Origin of the sequence: Caballeronia sp. INDeC2, assembly GCF_023631325.1 — a bacterium.
GTDB lineage: Bacteria > Pseudomonadota > Gammaproteobacteria > Burkholderiales > Burkholderiaceae > Caballeronia.
The window spans coordinates 238,033-255,912 of record NZ_JALQDG010000001.1 but is presented as its reverse complement, the minus strand read 5'-3'; the positions used below and the strand labels follow the sequence as shown (position 1 = coordinate 255,912).

Sequence of the window (17,880 nt, the reverse complement as noted above, 5' to 3'; positions counted from 1 at the left end):
AGGCATCGGAATCGAATCAGAATGGTCCCAATTTGCTATGAAATTGGGCACCGTCGGTAGAAACGGCTGCGTCAGATCAAACCGACCTGCTGCAGATACGCGACCAGTTCCTCTTCGCTCTCGAGCCCCAGCTTGCGCATGCCGCTTCGCTTTTGCGTCGCGATCGTTTTGCGGCTTCGCCCGAAGTGATCCGCGATTTCATGAACGGGAAGGCCGTGGGCGTAGAGTTGGAAAACCTCCCACTCTCGTCGGCTCAACACGCCCGCGCGCGCCGGCGACGTTGCCGGCAGATGACTCACCGCCTCCGCCACGCACGGTGAAAGAAAGCAGCCGCCCGCCTCGACTTCGGATATCGCGTCGCGCACATATTCGAGTCCGTCGCGCTTGTCGATCACGCCATCGACGCCGAGCTGAATAAGGCCCGCCAGCATGCGAGTCTGTGAAATCATCGTGATGACGACGACCTTCGGGCGCCTTTCCTGCCACGACAAGCGCCGGAGAAAGCCGATCGAACTGCTCTCGCCGTCGATACCGCGCATGCCGATATCCGCAAAAACGAAGTCGCACGGAGTGCTATCGACTGCCTCGGCAAGCTCCAGCGTGTCCCGAGCAGTCGCGACGACTCGTATATCGCCGTCGCGCTCCAGAAAGCTTTGAATTCCTTTAACGACGACCGGATGGTCGTCCGCAACAATCGCTCGTTTCGGCGTTCTTGTTGTCATTGTTTGTGCGTTCTAATTAAATTGCCCGGCGCAACTGTCTTCAATCGACTGAGCGCTGTCTCCCTTCCGGCCTCTGTTGCCACGCGCCGTCCGCGCTGCTCAACCTGCCTAGATCAAGCCGCTGTCCGCGATGAATCGATACAAATCAGCGTCGGTTGATAAATCGAGCTTTCGCATGGCCGCGCATTTTTGCGCGCTGATCGTTTTCACACTGCGGCCGAGTTCCTTCGCGATCTCGGTGACGTTCGCGCCCCGCGCATAGCGTTCGATCACCTCCAACTCGCGACTCGTGAGTCTTTGGCGAATGAAGCGTGCGTGGCTTTCGGCGTCCGCGAGCGCCAGCGTTCGGCGAATTCCTGGTCCGAGGTAAGTCTCGCCGGCGATTACCGAGACGATGGCCACGTAGATCAGATCGAGCCGGTCCTCTTTGCTCAGGAAGGCATGCGCCCCCGCTTCCAGTGCTTGCTTGACGAGCGCGGCGTCGTCGTTGCGTGACAGGACGACGATGCGAACCTCGGGATATCGGTTCGCAATGTGCTGGATCAACTCGATGCCGTCACCGTAGCGCCCGCCCGGCATGAAGAAATCGATGACCGCTACGTCACATTCGCCGCGAGCCAGCGACTCTTCGAGCTGTGTCGAATTCGCGCTGCGGCTCACCACTTCCACACTGGGAAAATTTCCGGCAAAACGCTCGATTGCAAGGATGACGAGGGGATGGTCATCCGCAATCGCCAGTCTTATCCGTTTAGCGTGCGAGAACACTTGGCTCCCGTTCCCGAACTCCATTGATTCGAACCCCTTCTCGTACTGCGGACCCGATTCCGAATCCAAAAATAAACCAGAAGCATCGGATACCAAAATATTTAGATACATAAGACGCATCTGAAATGAAAAAAGCAAAACGAAATAATCATCCGAGTCCGCGTGCGCGAACGAATGCAAACAATCCGGGGTCGTTCCTTACACCGAGCTTATTCATCGCATCGCGTTTCTGACGACTGATGGTGCGGACGTCGCGCTCAAGTTCTTTCGCAATCTCCGTAATCGAATGCCCTTTGGCAAACAAGCGGACGACTTCTATCTCTCGCGGAGACAGGCGCGGCTCCTCGGCCGAAAAGTCCGTCTCCGTGCCCGCTTCCGCGAGCGCGGCGACAAACGACGAACTCACGAAGCGACGTCCAACGCTTGCGTGCCGAACGGCGGTTCCCACGAGTTCGATCGGCTCGGCCTTGCTGACGAGGCTCATCGCGCCGGCGTTCAGGATGGAGCGCAAAATCGCGACGTTGCTAACGCTGGTGAGCACGACGATGCTGATATTCGCGAACTCCTGACGCACCTTTCGGATGAGACGAAGGCCGTCATTCGCATCCACACCCGGCTCGGGCATGGCGAAGTCAGTGACCAGAACGTCGCATGGCGTGACGGCAAGCTCGGCCAGCAAAGTGCTCGCATTGTTTGCCTCGCCGACGACGTCCATTCCGTGGTCTGCAGCAAATAGCGCTTTCATTCCAAGGAGTACGAAAGGATGATCGTCAGCCAATACTATTCGAAGTTTCAACACGCCCCCGTTCAAGTTGGTCTTGGTGAATTTGCCTGCGTCGAACGTGCCCGACGAACTTATCCGAGCCGATAAAATATAGGCATGTTGTCGACTTTATGTTCAGAGAAACTTGTGAACAAATTCGTCAAAATGTCTATATCAATTGACGGCAGGCAAATATTTATTGCTTTTTATTCTCTTGAATAATTTCTTCAAAATAGGATGGGAATAAATCACAGACCATAGGAGAAGTCCGATTAGGCTTGGAGAGCCCTTTCGGTCCGAATCGACGCGCACCGTTCGTCCACACGATCCCGAGAGATTAATATGCCTCGGCGAGAAAAGGGCAAGCGCGCGCCATAATTCGGAAAGCGCCTTGCCAGGACGAAAAAAAAGGGCCTCGGGCTATGTCAGCCGGAGGCCCATCTTGCGATGCGCGAATCGTTGCCGCTCGTCAGAACGGGATATCGTCGTCCATGTCGTCGAAGCCGCCGCCCGCCGGCGCGCTAGGACGGCTCGAGCCGCCGCCAGACGCACCCGCGCCGCCGCTCGCGCGCCCACCCGCGGGCGCACGGCCACTGCCGCCGCCGGACCGCTCCATCGGAGCGCTGCGGCTGTAACCGCCTTCATCGCCGCCGCCGACCGATCCGCCACGGCCGCCGAGCATCTGCATCTGATCCGCGACGATTTCCGTCGAATAGCGTTCCTGGCCCGATTGGTCTGTCCATTTGCGCGTGCGGATACGCCCTTCGATATACACCGACGAACCCTTCTTCAGATATTCGTTCACGATCTCCGCGAGCCGGCCGAAGAACGCCACGCGATGCCATTCCGTGAGTTCCTTGAATTCGCCGGAGCTCTTGTCCTTGTAGCGGTCCGTCGTCGCGAGACGGATGTTGGCCACGGCGTCGCCGCTCGGGAGGTAGCGGGTTTCCGGGTCAGCGCCCAGATTGCCCACGAGAATGACCTTGTTGACTGATGCCATGATTTCTCCGGTAGATTCCTTGCTAACTGTCAGCCGAATGCTGCGATTGGACGGATTCCGTCTTCAGACGTGAATTCGCTCACACCATGCCGGCTTTGATTCGATGATTCAAATATCTCTCAGACCGCGCGCCCGGTTCTGCGCGGCGGCGGTTTCATCCATGCTGCAACGACGAGCCATGCGAACACCAGCCCCGAACAGGCGAAGAAGACCGCACTCGGCCCGTCGAGCTTCAGCAGCCAGCCGCCGATCACCCCGCCGAGCGCAAGGCCGATCGACTGTGTCGTGTTGTACACGCCCGCTGCCGCGCCCTTTCTCGTGCCCGGTGCGAGCTTCGACACCAGCGACGGCTGCGAGGCCTCCAGCACGTTGAAGCCGAGAAAGTACACGAACAGAATGGCGGCCACTGACCACAGCGTATGGGGAGCGGCGCCCAATAACAACTGGCCGATCAGGATAAGCCCGATCGCGCTGAGCATGACGCTCTTCATTCTTCCACGTTTCTCGGCGGCGATGATCGCCGGAACCATCATGACGAACGCGAGCGCCATCACAGGCAGGTAAATCTTCCAGTGCGACGCGACCGGCAGCCCGCCCTCCTCCAGAATGCGCGGCACGACGAGAAAGAGCGCGGTCTGGGTGGCGTGCAGCACGAGCACGCCGAAGTTCAAACGCAGCAACTCGACGTTGTGCAGCACTTCCGCGAAGGGCGCCTTGATGTGGACCGGATGCGCCGGCGGATCGGGCACGATCCAAAACACCACGCCGACCGCGAGGATCGACAGAACGCCGATCACCGTGAAAAGTCCGCTCATGCCTACCCAGTGGAACACGATCGGCGCGCCGACGATCGCCACCGCGAACGACAGGCCGATACTGCCGCCGACCATCGCCATCGCCTTGGTGCGGTTTTCCTCGTGCGTGAGATCAGCAATGAACGCGATCACCGCCGACGACACCGCGCCCATGCCCTGAATAACGCGCCCGGCGATGATCCACGCCATCGAATGTCCGACTGCCGCGACGAAGCTCCCCAACGCGAACACCAGCAAGCCGAACGCGATAACCGGCTTGCGCCCGAACTTGTCGGAGATCCAGCCGTAGAAGATATAGAGCATCGACTGCGTGACGCCGTAGGCGCCGAGCGCGATGCCGACGAGCAGCAAGTTGTCGCCACCGGGGATGGTTTTCGCGTAGACCGAGAACACCGGCATGATCATGAAAAGCCCGAGCATGCGCAGTGCGAAGATGGCGGCGAGCGACACGGTCGCGCGCAGCTCCGGCGCTGAGAGACGTGTAGACGTGGCAGACGGATTGGACATCAGAAACGGGAAAAGGATGAGGGTCGCGTCTGGCCTGGCCTGCGGCGCAGCCAGGCGCGGTCACCTTGTTCTTGCTCGAAATGGCACTATATGGAACGCATCGCCGGGGCGTACGGCTCGTTGCGTCAGCGCTCGCCCCGCACACGGCAGGCAAGTCCCCGCGTCGGCCGATCGGCATGCATCCGGCCCTTGGGCCCGGGAGCTGCGCCCTTTAAAAGTCGTTATAGTAGCAGGTTTGGCTCCCTCTCTTTCCGCCCGGCAATGGCTGTATGGCCCGTCCGGACAGACGAAAGCGCCGCTGAAAACATCCGTAAGCACCCGAAAGAACCCCGGAACAAACTCGTGGAAGAAATTCGCATTCGTGGGGCTCGCACCCACAATCTGAAGAACGTCAATCTCGACTTGCCGCGCCACAAGCTGATCGTGATCACGGGGCTGTCCGGGTCGGGCAAGTCGTCGCTCGCGTTCGACACCCTGTATGCGGAAGGCCAGCGCCGTTATGTGGAAAGCCTGTCGGCGTATGCGCGGCAATTCTTGCAGTTGATGGAAAAGCCGGATGTCGATTTGATCGAAGGTTTGTCGCCTGCCATTTCCATCGAGCAGAAAGCCACGTCGCACAATCCTCGTTCGACTGTCGGCACCGTCACGGAAATCCACGACTATCTGCGTCTTTTGTACGCGCGCGTCGGTACGCCGTATTGCCCGGATCACCTGATTCCGCTGGAGGCGCAAAGCGTCTCGCAAATGGTCGATGCGGCGCTCGCCCTGCCCGAAGAAACCAAGCTGATGATCCTCGCGCCGGTTGTGGTCGATCGCAAGGGCGAACATGTCGAACTGTTCGAGGAAATGCAGGCACAGGGTTTCATCCGTTTTCGCATCCGCTCGGGCGGCGGCACGGCGAACGAGGGCGTCGCGAAGATCTACGAAGTCGATTCGCTGCCGAAGCTCAAGAAGAACGACAAACACACGATCGACATCGTCATCGACCGTCTGAAGGTGCGGCCGGACATGAAGCAGCGCCTCGCGGAATCGTTCGAAACCGCGCTGCGTCTGGCTGATGGCCGTGCGATTGCGCTCGAAATGGACACGGACAAGGAAAAGCTCTTCAGCTCGAAGTTCGCGTGTCCGATCTGCTCGTACTCGCTGCCGGAACTGGAACCGCGTCTTTTCTCGTTCAATAATCCGATGGGCGCGTGCCCTGAATGCGATGGCCTCGGCCAGATCACGTTCTTCGATCCGAAGCGCGTGGTCGCGCATCCGTCGCTGTCGCTTGCGGCGGGCGCGGTAAAGGGCTGGGACCGGCGCAACCAGTTCTATTTTCAGATGCTGCAAAGTCTCGCGGCGTTCTACGAATTCGAGATCGACGCGCCGTTCGAAGACTTGCCCGAGAAAGTGCGCAAGATCCTCTTGTACGGTTCGGGCAAGCAGGCGATTCCCTTCTCGTACATCAACGAGCGCGGGCGCGCGTCGGTTCGCGAGCATGCGTTCGAAGGCATCATCCCGAATCTGGAGCGGCGCTATCGCGAGACGGACTCGGCCGCGGTGCGCGAAGAACTCGCGAAATACCAGAACAATCAGCCTTGCCCGGCGTGCGAAGGCACGCGTCTGCGGCGAGAGGCGCGCTTCGTGAAAGTCGGCGCAAACGATCAGGCGCGCGGCATCTACGAAATCAGCGGCTGGCCGCTGCGCGATGCGCTCGGCTATTTCCAGACGTTGCGCCTCGAAGGCGCAAAGGGCGAAATCGCCGACAAGGTGATCAAGGAAATCGTCGCGCGGCTTTCGTTCCTGAACAACGTCGGGCTGGATTATCTGTCGCTGGAACGCAGCGCCGAAACGCTGTCCGGCGGCGAGGCGCAGCGCATCCGGCTCGCGTCGCAGATCGGCTCGGGGCTGACCGGCGTGATGTACGTGCTCGACGAGCCGTCCATCGGCCTTCATCAGCGCGACAACGACCGGCTCATCAACACGCTCAAGCATCTGCGCGACATCGGCAACTCGGTGATCGTGGTCGAGCACGACGAGGACATGATCCGCATGGCGGATTACGTCGTCGATATGGGACCGGGCGCGGGCGTGCATGGCGGCGTGATCGTCGCGCAGGGCACACCGCGTCAGGTGCAGAAAGACGCGAACTCGATTACCGGGCAGTATCTGTCCGGTAAGCGCACGATCGGCTATCCGTCCGAGCGCACCAAGCCGGACGAGCGCATGCTGCGCATCGTCGAGGCGCACGGCAACAATCTGAAGCGCGTGACGCTGGATCTGCCCGTCGGACTTTTGACCTGCGTGACGGGCGTGTCCGGCTCGGGCAAGTCGACGCTCATCAACGACACGCTGCAGCACGCGGTCGCGCAGCATCTGTACGGCTCGGCGACCGAGCCCGCGCCGTACGAGTCGATCGAAGGTCTCGAGCATTTCGACAAGGTGATCGCCGTCGATCAATCGCCGATCGGCCGCACGCCGCGCTCGAATCCGGCCACCTACACGGGCCTCTTCACGCCGATCCGCGAACTCTTCGCGGGCGTGCCGGCCGCCAAGGAACGCGGCTACGATCCGGGCCGCTTCTCGTTCAACGTGAAGGGCGGACGCTGCGAAGCCTGTCAGGGCGACGGTGTGCTGAAAGTGGAAATGCACTTCCTGCCGGACGTCTACGTGCCCTGCGACGTGTGCCACGGCAAGCGCTACAACCGCGAGACGCTCGAAGTCCAGTACAAGGGCAAGAACATCAGCGAAGTGCTGGACCTGACGGTCGAGGCCGCGCACGAGTTCTTCAAGGCGGTGCCCGTGGTCGCGCGCAAACTGAGAACGCTGCTCGATGTCGGTCTCGGCTATATCCGGCTCGGCCAGTCCGCGACTACGCTGTCGGGCGGCGAAGCCCAGCGCGTCAAGCTTTCGTTGGAACTGAGCAAGCGCGACACCGGTCGGACGCTATATATCCTCGATGAACCGACGACCGGTTTGCACTTCCACGATATCGCCCTGCTGCTCGAAGTGATCCATCGGCTGCGAGATCAGGGCAACACGGTCGTCATCATCGAGCATAATCTCGACGTGATCAAAACCGCCGACTGGGTCATTGACCTCGGTCCAGAAGGCGGGGCGGGCGGCGGACAGATCATCGCCCAGGGGACGCCCGAGCAGGTCGCGAAATCGAAGGCGAGTTTTACCGGCAGATATCTGGCACCCTTGCTGCAACGGGCCAAATCGGCGGCGTGAAACGCGGCGCCGGGCCTCGTGGCCGGGCGCCGCCAGCCGGACTGTTGGAATGCGCCGCGCGCGTCGCGGCACGAATAACCGTCGTACGCAGCAGGGAAAGGAACGCAGTCATGGCGAAGCGCAACGAAGCTGCCAACGAGGAGGCGCGTGTACGGGACCTGCCCACCCGCCACGTCAGGCTGACGAGCGACATGAGCTTGCCGAAGCTGTCCGCGGTGGAGATCGGCAGCTATATGCTCGCGCTCTTCGCGATGTGGCTCGTCCTCGATCTGAAGCTGCTCGGCGGCCTGCTCGCCGGCATGCTGGTGTTCCAGCTCGTACACATGATTTCGCCGGTGATCGAGCGCCATGTGGTGAGCAAGGGCGCGCGGCTGATCGCGGCCGGGCTGATTTCCGCGATCATCGTCGGCGGGCTGACGGGCGCCACCGTCGCCACCATCGAACATTTCGAGCACGACGTGCCGAGCCTGCAAAAGCTGCTCGATCAGCTGATGACCATCACGTCGAGCGCGCGCCTGCGCGTGCCGGACTGGATCGCGAACTATCTGCCGGTCGATGCCGGCCAGATGAAGGACAAAGCTACCGAGTTGATGCACAAGCACGCCGAGATGCTCCAGCAAGGCGGCAAGGAAATGGCGCGCGGCTTCGGGCATATCGTGATCGGCATGATAATCGGCGCGATCATCGCGGTCAGCGCGCCGCGGCCGTCGCATCACCGCTTGCCGCTGTCCACGGCGCTCGTCGCGCGCGTGTCGCGCTTCGCGGACGCGTTCCGCCGCATCGTATTTGCGCAAATCAAGATTTCGGCGATCAACGCCGTCTTCACCGCGCTGTATCTGCTCGTCGCGCTGCCGATTTTTCACGAGAGACTGCCGCTTTCCAAGACGCTCGTGCTGGTCACGTTCATCGTCGGGCTACTGCCGGTCATCGGCAATCTGATCTCCAACACGATCATCGTCGGGATTTCGCTGTCCGTGTCGTTCGGCACGGCGGTCGCGTCGCTTGCGTTTCTGATCGTCATCCACAAGCTCGAATACTTCCTGAACGCGCGCATTATCGGCGGCCAGATCGAGGCGCGCGCGTGGGAACTGCTTCTCGCGATGCTCGCGATGGAAGCCGCATTCGGCATTCCGGGCGTGGTCGCCGCGCCGATTTTCTATGCGTATATCAAGCGCGAACTGATTTATCTGCGGCTCGTCTGATCCGGCCGCCACAAACGAAAACGCCCGCGATTTGTCGCGGGCGCTTTTACGTCTGAAGGACGATTAACGGAACACGACCGTCTTGTGCCCGTTCAGCAGAATGCGATGCTCCGCGTGCCACTTCACCGCACGCGCGAGCGTCACGCATTCGACGTCGCGGCCGATCGCCGTCAGTTGATCCGGCGTCATGTTGTGATCGACGCGCTCCACTTCCTGCTCGATGATCGGGCCTTCGTCGAGATCGGACGTGACGTAATGGGCGGTCGCGCCGATCAGCTTCACGCCACGGTCGAACGCCTGATAGTAAGGCTTCGCGCCCTTGAAGCTCGGCAGGAACGAGTGGTGGATGTTGATCGCGCGGCCCGCGAGCTTCTCGCACATGTTCGCCGACAGAATCTGCATGTAACGCGCGAGCACGACGAGATCGGTGTCGTGCTGATCGACGATTTCCAGCACGCGCGTTTCGTGCGCGGCCTTGGCATCGGGCGTCGCTTTCAACAGCGGCAGATGATGGAACGGAATGTCGTAGCTCGCGGCCAACTGATAAAAATCCTTGTGATTCGAGATGATCGCCGGAATCTCGATCTGCAACTGGCCGGTGCGATAGCGAAACAGCAGGTCATTCAGGCAATGACCGATCTTCGACACCATGATGACGACGCGCGGCTTCACCGAAGCATCGTGCAGCTCCCAGCGCATGCCGAATTCGTCGGCGAGATCGGAGAACGACTTGCGCAGCGCGTCGAGACCGGGATCGCCGCCGACCTGCTGAAAATGCACGCGCATGAAGAATTCGCCGGTGCGGCTGTCGCCGAATTGCGCGGAGTCGAGGATATTGGCGCCGAGGTTGAACAGGAAGCCCGACACGGCATGCACGATTCCCGGCCGGTCCGGGCAGGACAACTTCAGGTAGAAACTATGTTCGGTCGACATGACCATTCCTCGTTCGTTTGATTCTTGATGTTCAGAGCGGCGGCCGATCGAACAACGCGTCGATGCCTTCGCACGCGTCCTCGTCGATCCATTGATGGCGCAGCATGCAATCGAGCGTCGCGAGACTGGCGTCGACGGTGAGTTTGCCCTCCTCGATCCAGCGCGCGACGTCTTCGATGCGCGCAAGCCGATGCTCGCCGACTTCGCCGTCCTGGTTGCGCGGCGCGAAATCGGACGGAAGGAAAACGTCGTAGACGAAGATCTGCTCGGCCTGCGTGCCTTCGGGCAAGGATTGCAGCACATGGAACGTGCGGCCGCGCTCGGCGGTTTGCGCCAGCTCCGCGCTCATGCCCGCCTCTTCCCAGCATTCCTTTACGAGCGTCGGCATCAGCTCGAAGCCCCAGCCGATGCCGCCCGCCACGACGTTGTCGAGCATGCCGGGATCGGTCGCCTTCGTCTCGCTGCGGCGAGCGATCCACAACTGCGGCGCCTTATCTCGATATTTTACGATGCCGTTCAGATGCACCGCGTAGGTCATCGTGCCGAAGAAGCGCGACGCCGCACGCTCGACGAACGCGAGCGGCGGCGCGTCGAAGTCGTTGCGGATCGCGTAGGTTTCGTCGCGCCAGCCGGGAATCCGGCCTTCCGCGTACAGCGCGCCGATGACCGCGCCGAGCGCGGCGCTGCGCGTGTTCACATCGGCGAGGGATGGTTTCAGCCGGACCGATGCTTCGTCGATCGCGAAAACGTCCGGCCAGCGCCGCAACGCGTCGACGTCGGTGCGGCGAATCCAGCCGACGCGCTCATCGCCGATGAAGAACGGTGCGTGCGCGGCAGGATCGAAACGGCGCGCGGAAAGGATGGCAGGCAGGGTCATGCGCAAGCCCCGGTCAACGCAACGCGACACGAATGCCGAGCAGAATGAACGTCACGCCCGCGAGCCGGTCGAGCCACACGCCGACGCGCGGACGGCGCTTCAGCCACGCGCCGATCATCCCCGCGCCGATGCCGAAGAGCGAGAACACGACGACCGTCTGCAGCATGAACAGCCCGCCGAGCTCGAACATCTGAAGCATCACGCTTTGCGCGCCGTGCGGATCGACGAATTGCGGCAGGAACACGATGAAGAACAGCGTGACTTTCGGATTCAGCATGTTGCCGATCACGCTCTGGCGGAACACGGTCGAAAGCGGTTGGCTCGGGCGCGCGTGCGCGCTCGCGAGACCGTGACTGCGCAGCGCCTTGATGCCGATCCACACGAGATACGCCGCGCCAGCGAGCTTCACCGCCTGAAACGCGACGGGCGACGAACGCAGCAGCGCCGCGATGCCGAGCGCGGCGAGCGTCGTATGGAAGATCACGCCGAACGCGAAGCCGAGCGCGGCGACGACGCCCGCCAGACGCCCTTGCGAAATGCCGCGCGCGAGCACTTGCAGATTGTCCGGACCGGGCGCAACCGTAATCGCGACCGATGCGGCGAGAAAGAGCAGAAAGTTGGGCATCTCAATGTCCGCCGAATTCACACACCGTATAGAGCGGCACGCCGTTCTCGCGCAGCAGCTTCGAGCCGCCGAGATCGGGCAGATCGATGATCGCCGCCGCTTCCACCACTTCCGCGCCTAGCCGTTCGAGCAGGATCTTGCCGGCCATCATCGTGCCGCCTGTCGCGACCAGATCGTCGACGATCACCACGCGATCGCCCGGCTTGCACGCATCTTCGTGAATCTCGACGGTCGCGCTGCCGTATTCCAGGTCGTACGACTGCGACAGCGTCTTGTACGGCAGCTTGCCCTTCTTGCGGATCGGCACGAAGCCGAGACTCAGCTCGTACGCGAGAATCGGCCCGATGATGAAACCGCGCGCATCCATGCCGGCGATCACATCGACGTTCTCGTCGATATAGCGCTGAACGAACAGATCGATCAGCATGCGCAGCGCCTTGCGGTCTTGCAGGATCGTGGTGATGTCGCGGAACTGCACGCCGGGCTGCGGCCAGTTTTCGACGGTGCGCACGCGCTCCTTGATGAAACGCGCGGCGTCGAGCTGTGCGCTCGAAGAGGTAATGGACATGACTTCTCCGGAGTCCGCGCCGTGAGGCCGCGCGTTCGCCTTGGTGACAAAAGAGGATGACTACGCCGCCCGGCGGTTGCGCGAGAGCCGTTCCTCGGCTTGCGCGAGCACTTCGGGCAACCCGCGCAGCACGACGATATCGTTCGCGCGCAGCCTGGTTTCGGGGTCGGGCTCGACGCCCCGGATGCCGTGACGCCGGATCGCGGTCACCTCGACTCCGTTGCCAACGAGCCCGAGATCATCGAGCGAATGCCCGACGGCTTCGGAATTTGCGTCGATCGGTACGGATTGTAGCCGGACCTGCTCGTGGCCATCGTCGTCGTCGACATCGTCGGCGCCGTGAAAGTAGCCGCGCAGGAGGCTATAGCGCGCGTCGCGCATTTCCTCGACGCGCCGCACGACGCGCCGCATCGGCACGCCCATCAGCACGAGCGTGTGCGACGCGAGCATCAGACTGCCTTCGACGATCTCCGGAATCACTTCCGTCGCGCCCGCGGCGGTGAGCTTTTCGAGATCGGCGTCGTCGACCGTGCGCACGATCACGGGCAAGGTCGGCGCGAGTTCGTGGATGTTGTGCAGCACGCGCAGCGCGGACGGCGTGTTCGCATAAGTGATCGCGACCGTCGCCGCGCGGTGCAGCCCCGCCGCGAGCAGCGACTCGCGCCGCCCGGCATCGCCGAACACGACCGATTCGCCCGCCGCCGCAGCCGCTGCGACGCGGTCCGGATCCAGATCGAGCGCGACATAGGAAATGCCTTCCTGCTCCAGCATGCGCGCAAGGTTCTGCCCCGCTCGGCCGTAGCCGCAGATGATAACGTGGCCGCTCTGCTTGAGACTCTGCGTCGCGATCTTCGTCATCTGCAGCGATTGCAGCATCCATTCCGTCGACGACAGCCGCAGCACGATCCGGTCGGCGTTCTGGATGATGAACGGCGCGGCGAGCATCGAAAGCAGCATCGCGGAGAGAATCGCTTGCAGAATGGTCGAATTGACCAGATGTGAATCCAGGATCAGGTTCAGCAGCACGAAGCCGAATTCGCCCGCCTGAGCGAGGCCGAGACCCGTGCGCATCGCGACGCCCGGCGTTGCGCCGAAGGCGCGCGCGAGCCCGGTGATCATCACGGCCTTGAGCAAAATCGGCACGATGAAAAAGCCGAGCACGAGCAACGGATGCTCCCAGATCACGCGCGGATTCAGCAGCATGCCGGTCGTCACGAAGAAGAGCCCGAGCAACACGTCGCGAAACGGCTTGATGTCCTCTTCCACCTGATGCCGATACGGCGTCTCGGCGATCAACATGCCCGCGATGAACGCGCCGAGCGCGAGCGACAGTCCGAACTTGTCGGTGATGAACGCCGCGCCCAGCGTCACCAGCAGCAGGTTCAGCATGAACAGCTCTTGCGAGCGGCGGCGCGCGACGAGATCGAACCAACGGGTCATGAACTTCTGGCCGATGAAGAGCAGCACCGTCAATGCGACGACGATCTTCACCGCCGCAATGCCGAGCCACATCGCGAGCTGCGACGAATTGCCGTTGCCGAACGCCGCGATGATGATGAGCAGCGGCACGACCGCCAAATCCTGGAACAGCAGCACGCCGAAGATGTTGCGGCCATGCTCCGATTCGAGCTCGAGCCGCTCCGCGAGCAGCTTGCTGACGATGGCGGTCGAGGACATCGACATCGCGCCGCCGAGCGCGAAGCTCGCCTGCCACGACATCTCGGTCCAGAAGTTCGCGATCCAGCCGAAGATCAGCGCGAGCGCGATCGTCGCCGCGACCTGGCTCGCGCCGAGCCCGAACACGATGCGCCGCATCGAGCGCAGCTTCGACAGCGAGAACTCGAGCCCGATGGAAAACATCAGGAAGACGACGCCGAATTCGGCGAGATGCTGCGCGCGGTCCGAATCCGGCGCGATACCCGCTGCGTGCGGTCCCACGATAATGCCTACCGTCAGATAGCCAAGCATCGGCGGCAGATTGAAATAGCGAAATACGACGACGCCTGCCACGGAGCAGAGCAGCAGCAACAGCGTCATTTCGAGCGGAGAGGTCATCCGTCTGGCGTCCTCGTTCGTCAGCGTTCCGAGGCGCGTTTCTGTTGCGCTCCGGCATCTTAAAAAGGCCCCTGACGACAGGGCTTGCGGGGGCGGATAGGCGGCGGCGCGGCGAGCTCGCGGCGGGGCGGCTCAGAAACGCCTTTGCTATACTCCGCGCATGATAGCGAAAATCAATGGCGACCGGGCATTGGCGCTGGCTCGCAACGTAATCCAGATCGAAGCGGAAGCCGTTCGCGGGCTTTCCGAACTTCTCGACGAAAACTTCACGAGCGCGGTCGAAACGCTGCTCGGCTGTCGCGGCCGCGTGGTCGTTTCGGGCATCGGCAAGTCCGGCCATGTCGCGCGCAAATTCGCCGCGACGCTCGCGAGCACGGGCACGCCCGCGTTCTTCGTGCATCCCGCCGAAGCGAGCCACGGCGACCTCGGCATGGTCACCGCCGACGACATCTTCATCGCGCTGTCCAACTCGGGCGAAACCGAGGAACTCGTCGCCATTCTGCCGCTCATCAAGCGTCTCGGGGCGAAGCTGATCGCAATCACCGGCCGCCCCGAATCGAGTCTCGCGCAATTGGCCGACATGCACCTCAACGCGCGCGTCGAAAAGGAAGCGTGCCCGATGAATCTCGCGCCCACGGCCAGCACGACGGCCGCGATGGCGCTCGGCGACGCGCTCGCCGTCGCCGTGCTCGATGCGCGCGGCTTCGGTCCCGACGACTTCGCGCGCTCGCATCCGGGCGGCGCGCTCGGGCGGCGCCTGCTCACCTACGTGCGCGACGTGATGCGCGTGGGCGACGAAGTGCCGGTCGTCTCGCTCGACGCGACCGTTTCGGACGCGCTCTTCCAGATCACCGACAAGCGCATGGGCATGACCGCGGTCATCGACGAAAATCGTCACGTGCACGGCATTTTCACCGACGGCGACCTGCGCCGCATCCTCCAGCGCGACGGCGATTTCCGCGCGCTCAAGCTCGTCGATGTCATGACGCGTAATCCGCGCACGATCGCGCCGGATCATCTCGCGGTCGAAGCCGTGGAACTGATGGAGCGCTATCGCATCAATCAGATGCTGGTCGTGGATGCCGATGCCACTTTAATCGGCGCACTGAACATGCACGACCTCTTCTCCAAGAAGGTAATCTGATGGCGCAAAAGCCTTCCACCGCCGCCGAACGCGCGAGCCGCCTCAAGCTGATGGTGTTCGACGTAGACGGCGTTTTCACCGACGGCAGCCTCTACTTCACCGCCGACGGCGACACGATGAAGTCGTTCAATTCGCTCGACGGCCACGGCGTCAAAATGCTCCAGTCCGTCGGCGTGCAGACGGCGATCATCACGGGCCGGCAGTCGGGCATCGTCGCGGCGCGGGCGCGCGAACTGGGCATCACGCATCTCTATCAGGGCGTCGCCGATAAAACCGTCGCGCTCGCGGAATTGCTCGACGCGACCGGCATCGCCGCCGGCGAATGCGGGTATATGGGCGACGACTGGCCCGACCTGGCGGTCATGCGCCGCTGCGGCTTCGCGGCCGCGCCCGCGAACGCGCATCCCGAAGTGATCCAGCGCGTGCACTGGGTCGCGGAAGCGCGCGGCGGCCACGGCGCGGTGCGCGAAGTCTGCGACGCGATCCTGCGCGCACAACATCGCTACGACGAACTGCTCGCCGCGGCGCTCGGAGGCTAAGGCCCATGCAGCGTCCCGGAAAGCTCGCCTCGCTCCTGCCGCTCCTTGCGATGGCGGCGCTCGCCGGCATCACCTACTGGCTGCTGCAGGCCACGCTGCCTCCCGCTCAGCAGGCGCCCGCGCCGGAGAAGCGCCACACGCCCGACTACTTCGCCGAAAACTTTTCCGTTTCCGAGCTCGACGCCACCGGCACGACGCAATACCGTCTGACCGCGAAGTCCATGGTGCATTACGAAGACGACGAGATCAGCGACCTGACGCTCCCCGCAATGCGCATGTTCCAGCCGATGAAGCCGACCGTCACGGCGACGGCCCAGCGCGGCACGGTCAACGGCGACGTCTCGATCGTCGATCTTTATGACGACGCCCGCATCCTGCGCGCCGCCGGCTACGGAGATCCGCAGATGCAGGCCGATTCCCAGCATTTTCGCGTGCTGGTGAACGACGATGTCATCGAAACGGAAAAACCGGTTAGACTTCAGCGCGGCCCGTCCGTGATGACGGCCTCTGGCATGAACTACAACAACGTGACCCGGGTAATGAAGCTCTTCGGTAACGTGCGCGGTGCAATCGCCGCCACGGATATCAACGGCGGCTCGTCCAAGTAATCCCGGCACTCCCATCCGAATTGTGACTGCATGAACGAAAGGTTCCCTCGTCCCGATGGCGGCCATGCGTGCGCAACGCTCGCTCACCGCGCCGCGCACGCCGCGCGGGCCGGGCTCGCCGCCGCGCTGACCATCGCCGTTGCGCTGGCCGCGCTGCCCGCGCACGCCGAAAAGGCCGACCGCGACAAGCCGCTCAACATCGAAGCGGACAACATGTCCTACGACGATCTAGGCCAGAAGAACATCTTCACCGGTCACGTGGTCGCGACTAAAGGCACGATCGTCATCAAGGCCGATCGCGTGGAAGTCACGCAGGACCCGCAGGGTTATCAATATGCGACCGGCACGTCCACCGGCAACAACCTCTCCTACTTCCGCCAGAAGCGCGACGGGCTGGACGAGTACATCGACGGCAATGCGGTACGCATCGACTACGACGGCAAGAACGACTTCACGAAGCTCACGACACGCGCCGTCGTGCGCCGCCTGCAGGGCTTGACGAAAGTTCAGGACGAAGTGCACGGCAGCGTGATCACCTACGACAGCCAGAAGGATTTCTATACGGCAACGGCGGGCAAGGACCAGGCCGGTCCCGGCAATCCGAGCGGCCGCGTGCGCGCGATGCTCGCGCCGCGCTCGGGCGGCGCCGCGCCGCTGAACGGATCGCCCGCCACGCTGTCGCCGTCGAACAGCATTCAGGGAGAGCCGCAGCAGTGAATTCGACCTCCAAGCCCCACCGCAAGCCGGAAGGCCAGTCGAGTTCGCTCGTCGTCCGCAATCTGAAGAAGCGTTACGGATCGCGCACCGTGGTGAAAGACGTGTCGCTCGACGTGAAGAGCGGCGAAGTCGTCGGCCTGCTCGGTCCGAACGGCGCGGGAAAGACCACGTCGTTCTATATGATCGTCGGCCTCGTGCCGCTCGATGCCGGCGAGATCGACCTCGACGGCAACTCGATCAGCCTCTTGCCGATCCATCAGCGCGCGCATCTCGGCTTGTCGTATCTGCCGCAGGAAGCCTCGGTGTTTCGCAAGCTCACCGTCGAGCAGAACATTCGCGCGGTGCTGGAACTGCAGACCGATGAATCCGGCAAGCGCCTGTCCAAAGACGCCATAACCCAGCGCGCGGAAGCCTTGCTCGACGAGTTGCAGATCGCGCATCTGCGCGAGAATCCGGCACTGTCGCTGTCGGGCGGCGAGCGCCGTCGTGTCGAGATTGCGCGCGCCCTCGCGACGAATCCGAGCTTCATTCTGCTTGACGAACCGTTCGCGGGCGTCGACCCGATCGCCGTGCTGGAAATTCAGAAGATCGTGAAGTTTTTGAAGCAGCGCAACATCGGCGTCTTGATAACGGACCACAATGTGCGTGAGACGCTCGGCATCTGCGATCACGCGTACATCATCAGCGACGGCAGCGTACTTGCGGCGGGCGCGCCGAGCGAGATCATCGAGAACGAAAGCGTACGCCGCGTCTATCTCGGCGAGCATTTCCGCATGTGACGCATGGTCTCGGAAGCGGTGCGCTTCGTGCGCCGCATCATGCGA

Annotated in this window: 17 protein-coding genes; 7 read left to right on the top strand and 10 right to left on the bottom strand. The window is 62.5% G+C overall.

Translation table 11 applies throughout. The annotated features are described in order from the left end of the window. Positions 1-71: 71 nt before the first annotated feature. From NCS28_RS01280 to NCS28_RS01260, 5 genes are all read right to left on the bottom strand, one after another. The gene (locus tag NCS28_RS01280; RefSeq protein WP_250512066.1) at positions 72-722 is read right to left on the bottom strand and encodes a response regulator; all 651 of its coding nucleotides are present in this window, start codon (positions 720-722) and stop codon (positions 72-74) included. Between the two features lie 108 nt (positions 723-830). Beyond that, the gene (locus tag NCS28_RS01275; RefSeq protein WP_250512065.1) at positions 831-1,598 is read right to left on the bottom strand and encodes a response regulator; all 768 of its coding nucleotides are present in this window, start codon (positions 1,596-1,598) and stop codon (positions 831-833) included. Between the two features lie 37 nt (positions 1,599-1,635). Continuing rightward, positions 1,636-2,286 (bottom strand): response regulator, encoded by a 651-nt coding sequence (locus NCS28_RS01270; RefSeq protein ID WP_350029766.1) that lies wholly within the window; start codon positions 2,284-2,286, stop codon positions 1,636-1,638. Between the two features lie 433 nt (positions 2,287-2,719). Beyond that, the gene (ssb, locus tag NCS28_RS01265) at positions 2,720-3,250 is read right to left on the bottom strand and encodes a single-stranded DNA-binding protein (protein ID WP_250512064.1); all 531 of its coding nucleotides are present in this window, start codon (positions 3,248-3,250) and stop codon (positions 2,720-2,722) included. 119 nt (positions 3,251-3,369) lie between these two features. Then, positions 3,370-4,572 carry an MFS transporter gene (locus tag NCS28_RS01260; RefSeq protein ID WP_250512063.1) on the bottom strand — a complete coding sequence of 401 codons (1,203 nt, stop codon included), beginning with the start codon at positions 4,570-4,572 and terminating at the stop codon, positions 3,370-3,372. Between the two features lie 342 nt (positions 4,573-4,914). On the opposite strand from NCS28_RS01260, the gene uvrA reads away from it, so the two are divergent. Both uvrA and NCS28_RS01250 read left to right on the top strand, forming a co-directional pair. Further along, positions 4,915-7,788 (top strand): excinuclease ABC subunit UvrA, encoded by a 2,874-nt coding sequence (gene uvrA / locus NCS28_RS01255; RefSeq protein ID WP_250512062.1) that lies wholly within the window; start codon positions 4,915-4,917, stop codon positions 7,786-7,788. Between the two features lie 110 nt (positions 7,789-7,898). Then, positions 7,899-8,990 carry an AI-2E family transporter gene (locus NCS28_RS01250; RefSeq protein ID WP_250512061.1) on the top strand — a complete coding sequence of 364 codons (1,092 nt, stop codon included), beginning with the start codon at positions 7,899-7,901 and terminating at the stop codon, positions 8,988-8,990. 63 nt (positions 8,991-9,053) lie between these two features. On the opposite strand, the gene purU is transcribed toward NCS28_RS01250, so the two are convergent. The 5 genes from purU to NCS28_RS01225 are packed head-to-tail and all read right to left on the bottom strand — an operon-like array spanning position 9,054 to position 14,048. Further along, positions 9,054-9,923, bottom strand: coding sequence for a formyltetrahydrofolate deformylase (purU, locus tag NCS28_RS01245; protein WP_250512060.1), 870 nt, complete (start codon positions 9,921-9,923; stop codon positions 9,054-9,056). 31 nt (positions 9,924-9,954) lie between these two features. Further along, positions 9,955-10,800, bottom strand: coding sequence for an NUDIX hydrolase (locus NCS28_RS01240; RefSeq protein WP_250512059.1), 846 nt, complete (start codon positions 10,798-10,800; stop codon positions 9,955-9,957). A gap of 13 nt (positions 10,801-10,813) precedes the next feature. Then, the gene (locus tag NCS28_RS01235; RefSeq protein ID WP_250512058.1) at positions 10,814-11,425 is read right to left on the bottom strand and encodes a LysE family translocator; all 612 of its coding nucleotides are present in this window, start codon (positions 11,423-11,425) and stop codon (positions 10,814-10,816) included. A gap of 1 nt (position 11,426) precedes the next feature. Next, positions 11,427-11,993 (bottom strand): adenine phosphoribosyltransferase, encoded by a 567-nt coding sequence (locus tag NCS28_RS01230; RefSeq protein ID WP_250512057.1) that lies wholly within the window; start codon positions 11,991-11,993, stop codon positions 11,427-11,429. 60 nt (positions 11,994-12,053) lie between these two features. Further along, positions 12,054-14,048, bottom strand: coding sequence for a monovalent cation:proton antiporter family protein (locus NCS28_RS01225; RefSeq protein ID WP_250512056.1), 1,995 nt, complete (start codon positions 14,046-14,048; stop codon positions 12,054-12,056). Positions 14,049-14,208: 160 nt separating this feature from the next. Here NCS28_RS01225 and kdsD point away from each other — a divergent pair, with 160 nt between their 5' ends. From kdsD to lptB, 5 genes are read left to right on the top strand one after another with little or no spacing between them, the layout of a single operon-like run. Beyond that, positions 14,209-15,192 carry an arabinose 5-phosphate isomerase KdsD gene (kdsD, locus tag NCS28_RS01220; protein WP_250512055.1) on the top strand — a complete coding sequence of 328 codons (984 nt, stop codon included), beginning with the start codon at positions 14,209-14,211 and terminating at the stop codon, positions 15,190-15,192. Further along, entirely contained in the window at positions 15,192-15,731 is a 540-nt protein-coding gene (locus tag NCS28_RS01215) for a KdsC family phosphatase (protein WP_250512054.1), read from the top strand. Before kdsD ends, NCS28_RS01215 begins: the two co-directional genes overlap by 1 nt. A 5-nt stretch (positions 15,732-15,736) precedes the next feature. Then, the gene (lptC, locus tag NCS28_RS01210) at positions 15,737-16,339 is read left to right on the top strand and encodes an LPS export ABC transporter periplasmic protein LptC (RefSeq protein WP_250512053.1); all 603 of its coding nucleotides are present in this window, start codon (positions 15,737-15,739) and stop codon (positions 16,337-16,339) included. A gap of 30 nt (positions 16,340-16,369) precedes the next feature. Further along, the gene (lptA, locus tag NCS28_RS01205) at positions 16,370-17,056 is read left to right on the top strand and encodes a lipopolysaccharide transport periplasmic protein LptA (protein WP_250512052.1); all 687 of its coding nucleotides are present in this window, start codon (positions 16,370-16,372) and stop codon (positions 17,054-17,056) included. Then, positions 17,053-17,835: an LPS export ABC transporter ATP-binding protein gene (gene lptB, locus NCS28_RS01200; protein WP_250512051.1), complete on the top strand. Its 783-nt coding sequence runs from the start codon at positions 17,053-17,055 to the stop codon at positions 17,833-17,835. The genes lptA and lptB overlap by 4 nt, the downstream gene beginning before the upstream one ends. The last annotated feature ends 45 nt before the right edge of the window (positions 17,836-17,880 follow it).